Source organism: Pseudomonas sp. CBC3, assembly GCF_037967085.1.
Classification (GTDB): Bacteria; Pseudomonadota; Gammaproteobacteria; order Pseudomonadales; family Pseudomonadaceae; genus Stutzerimonas.
Genome location: NZ_JBANEO010000003.1, coordinates 751,902 through 767,728 on the forward strand (window position 1 = coordinate 751,902; position 15,827 = coordinate 767,728).

The window sequence follows — 15,827 nt, forward strand, 5'->3', positions numbered from 1 at the left end:
GCCCAGTCGCGACGGGCGAGATGACAGCCAGGTAGAACCCCGTTCTGCACGATAGTCGCCAAATCCTTGTCCCTTCGGTGGGCCGCTTAGGCCAAGCCCAAAGGCACGATACTGTCGGCCTTGGCTCTACCTATCGAGGAGTTGGCTCAGGCTGCTCGGTGCCAGGCCGGTCCAGCGTTTGAACGATCGGCGAAAGTTGGTGGTGTCGTTAAAGCACAGGTAACTTGCAACTTCCTCGTTGCTGTAACCCTTCATCTGATACAGATAGAGCGCTACGTGCTTGCGCACCAAATCGAGCTGTTCCTGAAAATGAGTACCCTGTTTTTGCAGCTTGCGCTTTAAAGAGGCAGGGCTCATCCCGAACGCCTGGGCGACCCGTTCGAGGTTCAGCGGTGCGCGGATATTGGCATGGAGGTAGTCATACAGCTGATCGATAAAGCTGCACTGCCAACCGAGGCTTGCCAGTTGTGCATGGCTGGCCTGCTGGGCAACCTGGCCCGCAGTGGTCGAGGCATTTGGCCAAGGTGTGTGCAGGTATTCGCGGGGTAGGCTCATCATCGTCCACTGGCTGTCAAACGTCAGGTTCTCGCTCATATGGACCCAGTACTGTTCGATGTGGCGTGGCTGCGAATAGCTGAAATGGAAGTGCCACGGCAGTCGCTCCCCCGATAGGCGCTGGGTCATGGCGACCACGGCAGTCAGGCTGGCCTCAACCAGAAAACGCTGCTGGTCTTCCGTGCCCCAGCTTTCCACCCAGTACAGATGAGCCTGCTTGTCGTCGAGCAGCAGCCGCGGTGTCAGCAAAGGGCTGAGCAACGCGCGGAATTGATGTAGATGTTCCAGGGCTTGAAGCAGCGTGCAGGCATGGTTGAGCGCGTGGCTGGTTTCACCGTAATGGCCTGGCAGCAGTCGTTGCCCAAGCAGAAAACTGCTGTCATCGGCGTCCAGCAAGCGTTGCGCATTGTTGATCAGCGCGAGCAATTGCGCTGGACTGATACGTGCTTGGCCGCTGGTGATGTCCTCATAGAACAGCCCGGTGCCGCGCAGCAACTGATGGCTACCGATCCCGCGCGACAACGCCAGATCGATCAGTACGGCCGGTTGGTGATGAGCCGCGATGAAGCGCGTGTCGCATTCGTAACCGAGGGGCATGGTCTGTTCTCAAGCGCAGCGCGGCATTTGCTGTTTGGTCTTGGCCAGGTTCAGGTTGAGGCGTTTGAGAAGTTGCTCGGGATCCTCATCGAAGGCCATCACCGTCGCGGTGCTGGCGCGCAGGTGCACCCGCTCTCCGTGCTGCGCGGTTTTGTGCGCCAGGCTGACTACGGCCTGGCGCAGTTCGTCGGCAATTGAACGGGCCTGGGCCTCGCCGGTGTTCGGCAACACGGCAACGAAGCGATCCCCCGCCAACCTGCAGAGCAGGTCCTGGCGGCGAAGATTGAGCAGCAGCAGGTGGGCCATCGCCTGCAGCACGGCGTCGCCCTCGGCCTGACCGTAACGCAGGTTGAGCGCGTTGAAATCGTCCAGATCCACGACCACCAGTGACAAGGGTTGCTGCTCCGCCTGGGCCTGCGCGAGTGCCAGTTGCACGTGCTGGCGCAGATATTCGGCGGCGCCTAGCGGAGTTAGTTTGTCGAACAGCCGGTGCTCACGGAATCCCTTTTCGCGCTTGCTCATCTGCTGGCTGATGGCGCGCTGTTCCTGATTCAGGTGATAGATGCCCAATGTCAGCAACACCAGGCCGACGGGCATCGGCGCGGTTTCCAACCAGTTATCCCAGGTCGCCAATTCCGGCAGTTGGATGAACTCATCCAACGCGTCCATCCACCAGGACAGGAATACGCAGGCAAGGCCGAGCGCTAGCAGCCGCGTTACTCGGCCGGCGGGACGACTGTGCAGCAGCATGATCAGCCAGACCAGCGCCAATACCGCCGAGCCGCCTTCGCCGGCCACGTCCATCCAGTCGATCTCAGCCCAAGGCTTGAGCTGGCCGGTGGCGAGGTAGATCTGCAGGCCGAAGTTGGCCGCGAATGCCAGGCCGAGCAGGGTCAGGGCATGCAGCTTTAGAAAGGATTTCATCGGGTCTCCGTGGCGAGGGCGCGCCAGTGCGTGAGGGGCACGGAAACAAATGAATGTGACGCTTGGATGAATGGGGAGGGGGTTGAATTGGCTCAGGCGTTATTTCGGGTTGGTTAGCCTTTTACGGCTCTCGCCGCATCCATGCGGCTCGCCCCTCTCCATGGCGGCTACGCTCACCCTCCTGAAAGGGGCGTCCCGAGTCGCCTGTTGATCTGCAGCAAATCGAAAGACTAAGCACTGTAGGGTGGGCTTCAGCCCACCGTGACGGAGTGGAGCCCTGCTATTGGTGGGCTAAAGCCCACCCTACGGGGCTGGAGGCGGCTTCGCGGCTTGGTTTGGCTTGGCTTCGGTGCACGCACTAACAGACGACACCAAACGCCCCTTCAGGAGCGAAGCGCAGGGCCGGATGCAGAGGCAAGCGTTTTTGACCGCGCTGATACGCGCAGCGGCAAGAACCGCAAACCCACAAATGCGTCCCCGTGATCCATCAGACAGGTCATATCGGCTCATTCCACACCGGAGACCACCCCAACAAGCCCAGTCTGCCGCCCCATCCCCAACCCCTGTCACAGAACCGCCATATCCCCCACATACCGTCCGCTGCAGTTCCGGGATGGACCCGGTAAACAGCGTTCGGGGGATTGTTCATGAGCACATACCGCAGCGGCATCCGCCATGCAGGATTCCGTATCAGCCTGTTGGCCCTGGCCGTCAGCGCCGGTTCGGCCTGGGCGGAGGAGCCGCTTGTCATGGAACACGTCGAGGTGATCGGCCAAGCCGTCAGCATCGACAAGGCGCTCAAGGAGCAGCGCAGCGCCGACAGCGTCAAGAGCGTGGTACACGCCGACGGCATCGGCCAGCTGCCGGACGACAACGCCGCCGAAGCGCTGCAACGTATCCCTGGTCTGTCGGTCGAGCGCGACCAAGGCGAAGGGCGCTTCGTCAGCGTGCGCGGCATTGCACCGGACCTTAACAGCGTGACCATCAACGGCACGCTGGTCCCCTCGCCGGAAAGCGGTCGCCGCGCGGTGGCGCTGGACGTGTTGCCGTCGGAGCTGGTGCAGTCGCTGTCGGTGGTCAAAACACTCACACCTGACATGGATGCCAACTCCTTGGGCGGCACCATCGAGGTGGAAAGCCTGTCCGCCTTCGATCACGACGGCCTGTTCTATAGCGTGAGCGGCGAGGGCAGCTACGACGATAACGTCAGCAAGACCAGCCCTAAGTTGTCCGGCGCCTTCAGCAACCGTTTCAGCCTGGGTGATGGCGTCGACAATTTCGGCGTCGCTGCGGCGCTGAGCTGGCAGGAGCGAGATTTCGGCTCGGACAACGTCGAAACCGGCGGCGCCTGGGATTTCGAGGATGGCGCGCGACTTGGCGAACTGGAGCAGCGCGATTATGAAATCACCCGCGAACGTGCCGGCGTTGGCCTCAACTTCGATTACAAGCCCGACGACCTCAGCAGTTATTACCTGCGCACTCTTTATAGCCGCTTCAAGGACACCGAGACGCGCAACGCCGCAGGTGTCGAGTTTGCCGACGCGCAACTGGCAGGGGAGCTGGGCGAAGCCGAAGGCTGGCGTGAGCTGAAATCGCGCGAAGATACCCAGACTATCCAGTCGTACGTGTTCGGCGGCGAGCGCATGATGGGGCTCTGGACGCTGAGCGGTCAGGCCGGCTACAGCGAGGCGCGCGAGCGCAATCCGGGCGGCATCGCCGGCGCCACCTTCGTAGGCGACTTCAGCGACGCGGGTTTCTCCAGCACGCGCAAGCCGAGCCTGGCGATCGACTCGTCGTTCTACGATCCAGCGAGTTTCGAGCTGGACGAGGTGGAGTGGGAAAAGAGCGATGCGCGTGACCGAGAAAAGAACATTCGCCTGGATCTTGCCCGTGATTACGACATTCGGGGCTACGCCTCCCAGTTCAAGGTCGGCGGTAAGCTCAGCCGGCGCGACAAGACCAACGACGTCGATATCTGGGCCTACGATGATTTCGCTGACCTGACCCTGGCTGACTTCCAGAGCGGCAACGTCGACTATGCCCTTGGCCGCTTTGGTCCGGGTATCGATGCTGGCGGGTTGGAAGGGCTGATCGGTGGCCTGGACGCCAGCGAGTTTTACGACGAAGAAGAGTCGCGCATCGGTGACTTCGACATGAGCGAGGACATCAACGCCGCCTATTTCATGAATACCCTGGACCTGGACCAATGGCGCATCATTGCCGGCCTGCGCTACGAAGGCACCGAGTTCAGCGCCAAGGGAACGGGGCTGCGCGACGGCGAGTTCGAGGCCGTCTCCAGTGATAACCGGTACGACCATTGGCTGCCGGGCCTGCATGCCCGCTATCAGCTGACCCCCGATACTCAATTGCGCGCCGCCTGGACCAATACCGTAGTGCGCCCGACCTTCGAACAACTGGCGCCGGGCTTCGTTATCGATGGTGAAGATGCCGCGTTCGGCAATCCCGACCTCAAGCCGCTGGAGTCGATGAATTACGACCTCGGCATCGAGCACTACATGGGCCGCGCGGGTGCCGTGTCGGCTTATCTGTTCTACAAGGACATCGACAACTTCATCTACAACACCGATCTGGCCGGTACGGGCCAGTGGGCCGGCTTCGACGAGGCGCTGAGCTTCGAGAACGGCAGCAGCGCCAAGCTCTACGGTATCGAGCTGTCTTATTCGCAGAAGCTCGACTGGCTGCCGGCGCCGTGGAACGGCGTGCTGCTGGGCGCCAACGCCACCTTCAGCAAGTCCGACGCCGATATCGAAGGGCAGGGCGGACAGCGCAGCATCGATCTGCCGAACCACTCCGATACGGTCGGCAACCTGATGGTCGGCTGGGAGAACGACGTCTTCAATATGCGTTTGGCGGCCAACTACAAATCCGAATACCTGGCCGAAGTCTCAGGCGTCGATGACGAGGCGCACGACCTCTACGCCGACGAGCAGCTGTTTTTCGACTTCAAGGCCGGCTACTTCATCACGCCGAACCTGCAATTGACAGTCGAGGCGCTGAACCTCACCGACGAGTCCTACTTCGTCTACACCGGGCGCCGCAATTACAACGCCCAGTACGAGGAATACGGCCCGACCTACAAGCTCGGCCTGACCCTTACCCACTTCTGATCCCTTTCGCCGCCCCGATACCGACCTGTTCCTGACAGGGCGGCGTCGGCCGGCGGCTGCTGAATGGAATGACCATGAACGTAACCTTGCATAAACCTTTGCTGTTGAGCCTCTGCATTGCGCTGGCAGCCTGCCAGACGGCCAAGCACGACGAGCAGCCTTCGGCGGTACCGAGCCTTGCGTTTGCCGATGGGGTAGTCGTTATGGAAGCGGAGAACGCCCAGCTCGTCCGCGATGATCGTTTCTGGCCGGGTGCCGACCAGCTGATGATCCGCCCCGACGCCCGCGGGCTGCAGTTGTTCGATGCCCAAGGCCAGTTGCTAAGCCAGTTGAAGGGCCGATTCGAAGGGCTCGATCACCGTGCAGGCGAGCACGGCTTGCTGGTCGCGACCATCGATCAGAAGCGCCAGCAGGCTGTATTGCTCGGATTGGACCGAGCGCATCGCTGGAGCCAGCCGTTGTATATCCCGAAGACCGATTTCGCTATCGAGGGGCTCTGTCTGTATCGAGACCCGGCACGCAACGAATTTGTCTTTCTGCTGGGTGAAGACGGTATCGGCGAACAATGGCTGATTGCCGCAGACGAGCGCCTGCTAAGCGCACCGCAACGGGTTCGCGGTCTGAGCCTGCCGCCGGAAAGCGGGTACTGCCAGGTCGACGATCAATCTGGTGAGCTGTTGGTGAACGAGGAGGGCGTTGGCGTCTGGAGCTACGCCGCTGATGCGGAGGCGCCCCTGCTCCGCCAGCCGGTAGATATCCGCCAGCCCTTCGGGAGCATCACGCAAGCCGCGGCCGGTATCGCTCTGGTGCCGGGCGGGTTGCTGGTGCTGGACCCGGAAACGGGCGCGTTGCATCTGTATCGGCGAGACGGCGGCATTTGGCTCAGCCATTCGGTGTTGCCGCTGGATGCGCTCGATGAACCGGAGCAGATAAGCGCTCGGCTGACGCAACGCGGCCTCGAGCTGTTGCTGATCGACGAGCGTGGTGCGCACAGGGCCCGTCTGGACTGGCAACCCGAAGCGTCTGCTGCGACGCCCGTCATCCCGGTATTGCCAGCGCAGGTCCAGACCGAACCGGTGCCGAGTCTGGGCGATGCGGCCGATGACCCGGCCATCTGGGTTAACCCGAACGACCCCTCCAACAGCCGAGTGCTCGGTACCGACAAGAAGGGCGGGCTGGGTGTCTACGACATGGCTGGCAAGCAGTTGCAGTACCTGTCGGTAGGCCGGTTGAACAATGTCGATGTGCGTTCGGGCTTTTCACTGGACGGCAAGCCGGTCGATCTGGCCGTCGCCAGCAACCGCGATCACAACAGTCTGCATTTATTTGCCATCGATCAACGCAGCGGGTGGCTGAGCGACATCGGGCAGATCGAGACGCTGCTTGGTGATATCTACGGCCTGTGCATGTTCAAGGACGAGCAGGGTGCCATCCACGCCATCGCCAACGACAAGGACGGCCGATTCCTGCAATACCGCTTGGATGGCGTCACGGGTGAGCCGCGCGGTGAATTGGTCCGTAGCTTCAAAGTCGAGACCCAGCCGGAAGGCTGCGTGGCCGACGACCGCAACCAGCGCTTGTACGTCGGTGAGGAAGACGTCGCGGTGTGGACGCTCGATGCCCGTGCTGACGCGCCGACCGTACTGGAGAAGGTCATCGGAGTGGGCGGCCCGGTGCACGACGACATCGAAGGTCTGGCGATCTACCAGGGCGAGAAGGCTGACTACCTGGTGATATCCAGCCAGGGCAACGACAGCTATGTGGTGCTCGATGCCCACGCGCCCTACGCCATGCGCGGCGCCTTCCGTGTGGGCTTGAACGCCCAGCTGGGTATCGATGGCGCTTCGGAAACCGACGGTCTGGAGGTCACCTCGGCCAATCTCGGAGGTGTCTGGAGCCGCGGAATGCTGGTGGTGCAGGACGGCCGCAAGCGCATGCCCGAGGGGCCACAGAACTACAAGTACCTCCCCTGGGCGGCCGTTGCCGAGGCATTGGGTCTGGACTGAGCCGTCGTTCTGCCTATCTAGCGTGACTGTCATCGCATGGTCATGCCCGTGCAATCAAATACGAGGCCGTCGCGTCGGACGGCCTGGAGGAAACTATGCAAAGCACACTCGAACACATGTCGGTCTGGGGGCTGGTCAGCGAGGCCAGCCTGGTGGTGCAGCTGGTGATGATCACGCTGGTGCTGGCTTCGGTCGCCAGCTGGTATCTGATTATCCAACGGGGGGCCGCGTTGCGCCGCAGCGAACGATTGCTGAACACCTTCCTGCAACGCTTTCGCGGCGGCGGAGAACTCGCCCAGCTGTACCGGGAGGGCAGCGAACAGGCGCTCCCCAACGAGGCGGCATTGCAACGCATCTTTCTGGCCGGTTATCAGGAATTCAACCAGCTGCACCGCCAGCCTGGTATTGCACCGGATGCGGTGATCGAAGGGGTCGAGCGCAGCCTCTATGTGGCCATCGCGGAACAGGAGGAGCGGCTCGAGAGTGGTCTTCAGTTTCTTGCCACCGTCGGTTCGGTCAGCCCCTACATCGGCCTGTTCGGCACCGTCTGGGGCATCATGAATTCATTTCTCGGCCTGTCCATGGTGCAGCAGGCGACACTTTCGACCGTCGCTCCGGGCATCGCCGAAGCCTTGATCGCCACGGCCATTGGCCTGTTTGCCGCGATCCCGGCGGTGATGGCCTACAACCGCTTCTCCGCGCGTGGCCAGACGCTGAGCAGTCGCTATTACAGCTTCGCCAACGAGCTGCAGGCACGCTTGCATCGTCGCCTGCATGCCGCATCGCCCAGCGTAGCGGCAGCCGCCTGAAAGGAGCCTAGCCATGCTGGTCAAGCCACAGCGTAAACACGGCCCCAAGGCCGAAATGAATGTGGTCCCTTACATCGACGTGATGCTGGTGCTGCTGGTGATCTTCATGGTCACCGCGCCGATGCTGGTGCAGGGCGTGAAGATCGAACTGCCCAAGGTGGCCGCCGAGGCGATGCCCACGGAGAACGAGCGGCAGATCCTCACGCTCTCGGTGAAGGCCGACGGCGGCTTCTACTGGAACCTGGGCAGCGAGCTGAACGCCGAGGACCAGACCGACAGCGCCATCGACCTTGAGGAAATGCGGGAGAAGGTCGCGGCAATCATCGCCGAGCGCGGCGATACCCAGGTCTATGTGCGCGCCGATGATGCGGCTGACTATGGCCGCGTGGTGGCCGGGATCGCCGAGTTGCAGCGCGGCGGCGTGGTGAATCTGGGCCTGATCACCGAGGCGCCGCCCGGACAGCCCGCGCCATGAGCAGTCTGATCATGACATTGCCCAACAGCTTTCCAGCTCCCCGGCCGCAGTGGCTCAGCCATGCCAGCGCAGCGGTGGTGACCGTCGCGCTGCACGCGGCGGTATTCGGCCTGCTGTTGCACGGTTGGACGCCGGAGCTGACGGCACCCAGCTCAACACAGGTGCTCAAGACCCAGCTGGTCAGTTTGCCGGCTCCGCAACCGGTGCTCGCGGCGCTTGTCGAACCCGAGCCGACGCCGTTGCCGGAGCCGGTCGAGACCATGGTTCGAGACGTCGTCGAGGAACCGCAGGTCGATCCACGAATCGAACAGCATCGGCTTGAACAGGCCGAGCTCGCCTACAAGCGCGCCGAACTGGAACGACAGGCCGAAGAGCAGCGCGTAAAAGAGCGGCAACGCAAGCAGCAGTTGGAGCGTGAGCGGCAAGAGCGGCTCGAGGTCGAGCGTCAGCAGCACGAAGCACAGCGCCGTGAACAGTTGGCCCGCGAGGCGCGACAGCGCGAACAGGCAGCGCAGGCCGAAGCGGCTGCCGCCGCTGAACGAGCACGCCAAGCCGAAGCCGCCGCGGCTGCCAGTCGGCAGTACTTGCCGATCGCCAAGGATGCGCCAGCCTACCCGCAACGTGCGTTGGACAAGGGTATCGAGGGCACCTGCACCGTGAGTTATTCGGTCAACCCGCAGGGGCGGATCGAGAATCCGAAGGCGCTGGATGACTGCCATCCGCTGTTCATCCGTCCGTCGCTCTCCGCCGCCAAGAGCTTTCGCTATCAGCCTCGTGTCATCGACGGGCGTGCAGTGTCAGTGCCCGAAGTGAAGAACACCTTCCACTACCGCATCCAATGATGCGCAGCAGATCCATTTGCCGAACGAGCCATTGATGAAACAGGATTTTCAGAGTTTTCACGCCAACCTTTCAGCCCTCGACGATCAGGCCATTAACCCGAGCTCGAATGCCTCGCTGGGGCAACTGGTCGATCGCAGCCGGCGGAGCATGCTCAAGGGCAGTGTTGGTCTGGCCGCGCTCGGCTTTCTCGGCGCGAGCCTGAGCGCCTGCCGCAGCGCCGGGCAGTCTGATTCGCTGATCGGCTTCAGCGGGATTCCCACTCAGCTTGACCCGAAATTCGACAGCGTGCTGGTGGCGCCCGGCTACAGCGCGCGGACGTTCTTTTCCTGGGGCGATGCGGTGCTGGCCGACGCACCAGAGTGGAACCCGGACGCCAGCGACGACTGGCAGGCCCAGCTCAAGCAGGCCGGCGACAACCATGACGGCATGCACTTCTTTCCCTTCCCGGAAAACCCCGACAGTCACGGCTTGCTGGTGATCAACCATGAGTACGTCAATCCGCCACTGCACCCCAACGGCATGACGCTCACCTACGGCAAGCGCCCGCTGGACGAAGTGCGCAAGGAACAGGCGGCCCACGGCGTTAGTGTCATCGAAGTGAAGAAGGATGCGCAGGGACAATGGCAGCGGGTCATGCCATCGCGCTACAACCGCCGTATCTCGGCGATGACGCCTATGGCGGTCAGCGGACCGCTGGCCGGTAACGACGCGCTGAAGACCGCCTCCGACCCGAGCGGGCGGGAAATCATCGGTACGCTGAACAACTGTTCCAGCGGCTTCACGCCGTGGGGCACCTATCTGGTGTGCGAGGAAAACTGGCACAACTACTTCGTCAACCACGACGCCGCGGACCTGGCCACGCGCGTCTCGCACAAGCGCTACGGTATTGCCGGCGAAGGGCTGAGCAAGCTCTACGGCTGGGAGACTGCCGATCCGCGCTTCAACGCCACGCCGGACCCGGCGCAACCCCACAATGGCCACGTGAATGAGCCGAATCGCTTCGGCTGGGTGGTGGAAGTCGACCCGTTCGATCCGCAGAGCACGCCGATCAAGCGCACCGCGTTTGGCCGATATTGCCGCGAATGCTCCGTTCTGTCGTTGGGCGAGGACGGTCGCATGGCGTTCTATTCCGGCGACGACACCAAGGGCGAATACGTCTACAAGTTCGTCCCCAGCGGCCGCTACGTGCCGGGTGCTGATCACGCCAACCGTCAGCTGTTGGACAGAGGCACGCTCTACGTGGCGCGCTTCAATGCCGACGGCAGCGGCGAGTGGCTGGCGTTGGTGCACGGGCGGAACGGCTTGAGCGCCGCGAACGGTTTCGCCGACCAGGCCGAGGTACTGCTCAACGCCCGCGCCGCTGCCGATCACGTCGGAGCGACACCTATGGATCGGCCGGAATGGGTGGCGGTGCATCCTCACAGTCGGGAGGTCTACGTGACGCTTACCAACAATGATGGCCGTGGCGTGAAGCAGCCAACCGACAAGGCCAACCCGCGATCGAACAACCTGCACGGGCAGATCCTGCGCTGGAACGAGCAGGGCGGAGATCCGACCGCGACGGTCTTCACCTGGGAAATCTTTCTGCTGGCAGGTGAGCGACCCGGCGCTAAAGACGCGGACGGCCAGCCGGTGCCGGCTCATCTCACCGGGACCATCAACGGGGATATTTTTTCTTCGCCAGATGGCGTGGCGTTCGATGGCGCCGGCCGGTTGTGGATCGAAACCGACTACGGCGACGAGGAGCCAGCGATGCAGGCCATGGGCACCAACCAGCTGCTATGCGCCGACCCACGGACCCGTGAGGTGCGGCGTTTTCTGGTCGGCCCGCGCGGGTGCGAGATCACCGGCATCACCTGGAGCCCGGACTACCGGGCCATGTGGATCAATGTGCAGCATCCCGAGCTGAGTTTTCCGGCCAGCGACGGCAAGACTCGCCCGCGTTCCTCAACGGTGCTCATCACCAAGAACGACGGAGGCGTTATCGGCACCTGACAGCGAAGCTTCGAACGATGGGCAGTTCTGTGGAGTTTCATCCGCAGGCTACATGCACGCCGCATGCACCGGGGCTCGGTGGTGCGGAGCGCACCTACGTCGAGGCTGTGCCGCTTCACGGCTAGGCTTAGAGCCGGCTCACCCGTTGCGGATGCGCGCTAAACGCGTCGGTGAACGTTTCGGTAAACGCCCGGCTCTAAAACATGCAGATACATTTCCTGTTGCATGTAACCAAGGAGCTGGGCCATGGCAAACCCGCATTTGCGTACTCGTATTTCCCTCGCCGTACTTGTCGCTTGTATTCCTCTCGCCAGCCAGGCGGATCTGTACTCGCTGAAGATCGAGAACGACATCATCGCCACCGGTAGTGACGGTCATTACACCAACGGCTTCGAGCTGATGCGCTCGTTCAAGCCCGAGGCCGATCACTGGACGCGCGGGTTCGCTGGGTCCATGCCGGGTTGGGCGGCGGAGGAGGTCGATAACGTGGCCTATCGCTTCGGGCATCAGATCTACACCCCGAACGAGATCGAACAGGCCGAGCTGATCGAGGACGATCGGCCTTATGCCGGCCTGTTGTTCGCCGGAATGTCGCTCTTTTCCGATATACAGCACGAGGGCTGGCGCGAAGCCAGCGGCCTGCACCTCGATGTGGGCGTGGTCGGGCCGGCTGCGGGCGGCAAGCGGATTCAGCGCTGGGTGCATGATGCGACCGACAGCGACGAGCCCAGGGGTTGGGACAACCAGTTGCGCAACGAGCCCTTCGTCAACCTCGGCTACCAGAAACGCTGGTGGTTGCAGCAGCGCTTCGCCGGGCTGGAAATGGAGTACGGGCCGAGCGCAGGCGTCGCGCTCGGCAATCTCTACACCTACGGTTCCGCAGGCCTGGGCGTTCGTATCGGCCAGGGCCTGGCGCGCAGCTTCAGCATCCCGGCAGTGGCGCCCGCACAGAGTGGCAGCATGTTCTTCGACCAGGGCGGCGGGTTCGCCTGGAGCCTTTTCGCCAACCTCGAAGGACGCTACATGGCCCACAACATGCTGCTGGAGGGCAATACCTTCAAAAGCAGCCATTCGGTCGACAGCCGCGAGTGGGTTGGCGATGCCAAGGCCGGCGTGGCGCTGACCTGGAACAGCTGGCAACTGGCGTTTGCCAGTGTCTGGCGGACCCGCGAATTCAATGGCCAGGACGAACACGATCAGTTCGGCTCATTGACGCTTTCCGCCTGGTTCTGATGCGAAGTGGTGCGCATTGCTGTAGGGCCGAATTCATTCGGCAATGCGCGGCCTGCTTGGCCAAGCCCGAACAAGTTCGGCCCTACGAACGGGGTAGACGGGTTATTTCTTCACCCAACTGCCGTTGAGCTGGATGATCTGCCCCGAGGGGGTCTTCTCGATGGCCTTCTTGCCGGCAATCGCCTCGACATCGCTGACGGCGATGCCGTTCTTCTGCGCCAGACGGTGATATTCGGCGCGCCGCGCCTGGTTGATCTGACTGGCGATATCTTCCGCCTGGCCACCGGACTGCACCACACCCAGATAGCCGTCGGGCTTCTCGCCGAGCTGGCCGCTGGCCTTGGCCTGACCGAGAGCGGCCATGGCTTCATTGAGGGTCATGGCGGCGGCGGGCAGGGCCAGGCACAGCGCCAGGAGCAGGGTGCCGAGTTTCAGATAGCTTTTCATAAGGCTCCTTAGAACAAGCCGCTGTCTTCGTTGATGATCGAGTCGAGCTGCTTGTCGACCTTGATGTAGATCTCGTGCTCGATTTTCACGTTGAGGTTGATGTTGATCGGTTCGTTGGGCACAGCCAATTCCACTCTCGGGGTGCAGGCGCTGGCGAGCAGGGCCAGCGTCAGAATGCTGATCGGATAGCGCAACCGCATAACGGTCTTCTCCTGTTCGGGGTGGCGGATACATTGCCTTATCTGAGGCGCTCCTGCACCCGCCTTTGAATGGTTTCGCTGACGCGATCGGACAGTTGCAGACTGGTCAGCAGGGCCGGAATGTTCTCTTCGAGGTTGATCGAAAGGTTGATCGGGCGACCGCCTTCCAACGCCGGATTGCGACCGTGCAGTTTGAGCCCCAGGTCGAGCGTACCGTCGGCGGAGTAGTGCACGTCGCTGGCGAGCAGATCGTAGTGAAAGTCATCCAGGGCCTCGGTCACCAGACGCATCGCTGGGTTGGACTGGCCGAGCGCCTGAATCTTCGCTGAGCGGAACCGCAGCACGCCGCCCGGCTCCCGCGCCTGCAGCGAGCCGCGTTCGATACTCACGCCAGCCTCGCTACGCTGCAGCTGCAATTCGCCATCGATCACGCCGGTGCCGGACAGGCCTTCGGCGGGGTAGGCCTTGAGCAATAACGGCAGTTGTAGACCGCGCAAATGCGCGCTCAGTTGTTGCGTGCCGGCATCCAGGTCCGCCTCGCCGGGGTCGAGCCAGAGCCGGCCGCCCAGCAATTGCACCTCAGCGGTGTTCCAGGCGAGACGGCCCCGATCGAGGTGGTCGATGTCGCCCGTATATTCGCCGCCGAACCGCAGCGGGCCGAAGGTGAAGCCGGGATTGGCTTCCCGCAGGACTAGTTCGGGAATCTCCAGGCGCAGCTGGTTTCGCCGCAGCGCAATCGAGAGATTCGCGTCCAACCCGCTCAGTTCGGTGCGGTCGTAAATGCCACCGAGCCCTTTGACGCTGAGCGTCGCGCTCGCCTCGGGAAGACCCTCGGCAGGCAGGTCGAGTTGACCTTGCCCGTGCAGCCTTCCAGTGCTCAGTTCCAGAACCTGCGGCCAGTCGGCGAGCGTCGCAGCCAACGGATTGCCCGCGCGCAGGAACAGTTCAGGAAGGCTCGCATTCAGCCGCGTCGCGCCGCTGGACCAGTTGTGGTTGAGCGTCAGAGGGAGCGTGAGCCCGGCGTCGTTTTGCAGCGGGCCTTCGAGCGAAAGCTGTTCGCTTCCGGCAACGAGTTTGCCGCTCCATTGCCAGCCCATGGGGCGCAGCGCCGGTTGCCGGAGTTCGGCGATCTTGAGTGTGGGCTTGCCTTCGATTGACAATTCGTCCCACTGCTGGGCATTGGAGTCAATAGCGATATCGAGCCCGGATGGGTCAAGTTGCACGCCGTTAGCCACCAGATCGGCGCCACTGCTTAGACGAGCCAGTGTGACCTGCGAGCCTTTCTCGAACTGGATATTGGCTGCTTCCATGGTTGCGCGGCCACGCATCCGCAGATCGGCTTCAAGGTCGGTCAAGGTCATTTCCGCCAACGAAAGCGCTCTGCTATCCAGCCTCAATCTGGTTTGCTCGAAGGACAGCGCATAGGGCGCGGCGGTTTCGAGCGAGATCAGGCTATCGAGTGTGAGCGGCATGGCCCCGCTCGCGTTCAGGCGCATCTGCATCGGTATCGTGGACGTTGTTTCAGTGGCCGGCGCTGGCGTGATCTGGAGACTGATCGCGTCGGGTCGCAGCGGTGCCGGAAGGGCTTCGACCAACGTGGCCGCCGGGCGCAGTTGCAGATCGGCGGTCAGTTCGGTAGGTAGCCAGATGCCACGGTTGGCTTCGGCGGTTGCATCCAATCGTCCCTGCAGTTGACCGATGCCGGGTACTGGCCAGGGTGCGGGCAGATGGCTCGACAGGCGTAGCTCGCCATCGAGCACACGCCATTCACCCGTAAGGTCGTCGGTATCGATCTGCAGCGACCAGCCCGCGCCAATGCGCATCTGCTCCGGCAATTCGGGTAAAGCTGGCGGTGCGTAGGCCAGCCATTCGCCCAACCACTCCAGCAGCCAAGGTGCTTCCGGCAGCTCGCTCATGGCCAGCGTGCCGCGCCATTGTGTCGAGTCGGCCTCTGGCGTCAGCCGGTTTTGCATGGACAGGCGCTGCTGGTCGTCCAGTTGCAATTGCAGATCGGCATGGGTGTCGGCGCCCCGTTCGTGGATGTCCAGCGTCAGTGCCAGCTGATGCGTGTCGTGATGTAGCTGCAGGTTCAGTGTGGCGGGTAGCACCTCTCTACCGGCGTGCTGCCAGCTCAGCTCGCCCTGTTCCTGACAGGTACCGCTGGCGCAGGGCAGGGTGGTGACGAGCGAAGCGATATGGCCGCTACGGGGCAACCAGGCCGTCCAGCGTTCCAGTTGCTGGCGGCTGGGCAGGGCGGTGGGTTCGCGCTCATCACTCGCGTTGGGCACCGGCTGCCACTGTACGTCGAGGTGATCGATGCGTAGCGACCGGAGCGGCAGCGGTCGCCACCAGTTCGCGATGCCGAGGCGCAAATTATCGACCGTTACCGCGAGCCGTTCGTCGGATGCGGTCTGCCTAACCAAGACAATTTGTCGCACGCGTAGCTGATCGGTCGACAGGCGCAACCCGTCGATGTCGAGCGTGACGATATCGAACTCACGCTTGAATTCTTGCCAGCGCAAGCCACCGTAGACGGCAATGCTAAGAACCAGCAGAACCACTCCCGCGACCGTCCAGCCCAGGACCCTGCGCCCCTTCGTCATGACTTATCCCGT

Annotated in this window: 12 protein-coding genes; 7 read left to right on the forward strand and 5 right to left on the reverse strand. The window is 62.6% G+C overall.

From position 1 onward, the window contains the following. Positions 1-126 precede the first annotated feature (126 nt). Positions 127-1,152, reverse strand: coding sequence for an AraC family transcriptional regulator ligand-binding domain-containing protein (locus V6943_RS16100; RefSeq protein ID WP_340554517.1), 1,026 nt, complete (start codon positions 1,150-1,152; stop codon positions 127-129). A gap of 9 nt (positions 1,153-1,161) precedes the next feature. Further along, on the reverse strand, positions 1,162-2,076 hold the full coding sequence (locus V6943_RS16105; protein ID WP_340554519.1) for a GGDEF domain-containing protein: 915 nt from the start codon (positions 2,074-2,076) through the stop codon (positions 1,162-1,164). A gap of 647 nt (positions 2,077-2,723) precedes the next feature. On the opposite strand from V6943_RS16105, the gene V6943_RS16110 reads away from it, so the two are divergent. The 7 genes from V6943_RS16110 to V6943_RS16140 all read left to right on the forward strand — a co-directional run bounded on the left by V6943_RS16110 (position 2,724) and on the right by V6943_RS16140 (position 12,565). Beyond that, entirely contained in the window at positions 2,724-5,204 is a 2,481-nt protein-coding gene (locus V6943_RS16110; protein WP_340554521.1) for a TonB-dependent receptor, read from the forward strand. 74 nt (positions 5,205-5,278) lie between these two features. Beyond that, positions 5,279-7,210: a phytase gene (locus V6943_RS16115; RefSeq protein ID WP_340554523.1), complete on the forward strand. Its 1,932-nt coding sequence runs from the start codon at positions 5,279-5,281 to the stop codon at positions 7,208-7,210. A 95-nt stretch (positions 7,211-7,305) separates the two neighbouring features. Next, positions 7,306-8,019, forward strand: coding sequence for a protein TolQ (gene tolQ, locus V6943_RS16120; RefSeq protein ID WP_131650318.1), 714 nt, complete (start codon positions 7,306-7,308; stop codon positions 8,017-8,019). A 13-nt stretch (positions 8,020-8,032) separates the two neighbouring features. Then, complete coding sequence (gene tolR, locus V6943_RS16125; RefSeq protein ID WP_131650319.1) at positions 8,033-8,494, forward strand: protein TolR; 462 nt, start codon at positions 8,033-8,035, stop codon at positions 8,492-8,494. Beyond that, positions 8,491-9,336, forward strand: a complete 846-nt coding sequence (locus tag V6943_RS16130; RefSeq protein ID WP_445324140.1) for a TonB family protein — start codon at positions 8,491-8,493, stop codon at positions 9,334-9,336. The genes tolR and V6943_RS16130 overlap by 4 nt, the downstream gene beginning before the upstream one ends. 34 nt (positions 9,337-9,370) lie before the next feature. Continuing rightward, a complete protein-coding gene (locus V6943_RS16135; protein ID WP_340554526.1) occupies positions 9,371-11,332 on the forward strand; it encodes a PhoX family protein in 1,962 nt (653 codons plus the stop codon). A 246-nt stretch (positions 11,333-11,578) separates the two neighbouring features. After that, positions 11,579-12,565 carry a lipid A deacylase LpxR family protein gene (locus V6943_RS16140; protein WP_340554528.1) on the forward strand — a complete coding sequence of 329 codons (987 nt, stop codon included), beginning with the start codon at positions 11,579-11,581 and terminating at the stop codon, positions 12,563-12,565. A gap of 102 nt (positions 12,566-12,667) precedes the next feature. Here V6943_RS16140 and V6943_RS16145 read toward each other — a convergent pair whose 3' ends face one another. Genes V6943_RS16145 through V6943_RS16155 form a run of 3 tightly spaced genes read right to left on the reverse strand, consistent with a single transcriptional unit; the run spans position 12,668 to position 15,815 of the window. Beyond that, a complete protein-coding gene (locus tag V6943_RS16145; protein WP_131650323.1) occupies positions 12,668-13,012 on the reverse strand; it encodes a YdbL family protein in 345 nt (114 codons plus the stop codon). An 8-nt stretch (positions 13,013-13,020) separates the two neighbouring features. Beyond that, the gene (locus tag V6943_RS16150; RefSeq protein WP_340554530.1) at positions 13,021-13,212 is read right to left on the reverse strand and encodes a YnbE family lipoprotein; all 192 of its coding nucleotides are present in this window, start codon (positions 13,210-13,212) and stop codon (positions 13,021-13,023) included. Positions 13,213-13,250: 38 nt separating this feature from the next. Beyond that, positions 13,251-15,815 (reverse strand): YdbH domain-containing protein, encoded by a 2,565-nt coding sequence (locus V6943_RS16155; RefSeq protein WP_340554532.1) that lies wholly within the window; start codon positions 15,813-15,815, stop codon positions 13,251-13,253. Between the last annotated feature and the right edge of the window lie 12 nt (positions 15,816-15,827).

Excerpts from the sequence above, each read along its gene's own strand:
- V6943_RS16100 (WP_340554517.1), bottom strand. The coding sequence starts at position 1,152 with ATGCCCCTCGGTTACGAATGCGACACGCGCTTCATCGCGGCTCATCAC.
- V6943_RS16105 (WP_340554519.1), bottom strand. The coding sequence starts at position 2,076 with ATGAAATCCTTTCTAAAGCTGCATGCCCTGACCCTGCTCGGCCTGGCA.
- V6943_RS16110 (WP_340554521.1), top strand. The coding sequence starts at position 2,724 with ATGAGCACATACCGCAGCGGCATCCGCCATGCAGGATTCCGTATCAGC.
- V6943_RS16115 (WP_340554523.1), top strand. The coding sequence starts at position 5,279 with ATGAACGTAACCTTGCATAAACCTTTGCTGTTGAGCCTCTGCATTGCG.
- tolQ (WP_131650318.1), top strand. The coding sequence starts at position 7,306 with ATGCAAAGCACACTCGAACACATGTCGGTCTGGGGGCTGGTCAGCGAG.
- tolR (WP_131650319.1), top strand. The coding sequence starts at position 8,033 with ATGCTGGTCAAGCCACAGCGTAAACACGGCCCCAAGGCCGAAATGAAT.
- V6943_RS16130 (WP_445324140.1), top strand. The coding sequence starts at position 8,491 with ATGAGCAGTCTGATCATGACATTGCCCAACAGCTTTCCAGCTCCCCGG.
- V6943_RS16135 (WP_340554526.1), top strand. The coding sequence starts at position 9,371 with ATGAAACAGGATTTTCAGAGTTTTCACGCCAACCTTTCAGCCCTCGAC.
- V6943_RS16140 (WP_340554528.1), top strand. The coding sequence starts at position 11,579 with ATGGCAAACCCGCATTTGCGTACTCGTATTTCCCTCGCCGTACTTGTC.
- V6943_RS16145 (WP_131650323.1), bottom strand. The coding sequence starts at position 13,012 with ATGAAAAGCTATCTGAAACTCGGCACCCTGCTCCTGGCGCTGTGCCTG.
- V6943_RS16150 (WP_340554530.1), bottom strand. The coding sequence starts at position 13,212 with ATGCGGTTGCGCTATCCGATCAGCATTCTGACGCTGGCCCTGCTCGCC.
- V6943_RS16155 (WP_340554532.1), bottom strand. The coding sequence starts at position 15,815 with ATGACGAAGGGGCGCAGGGTCCTGGGCTGGACGGTCGCGGGAGTGGTT.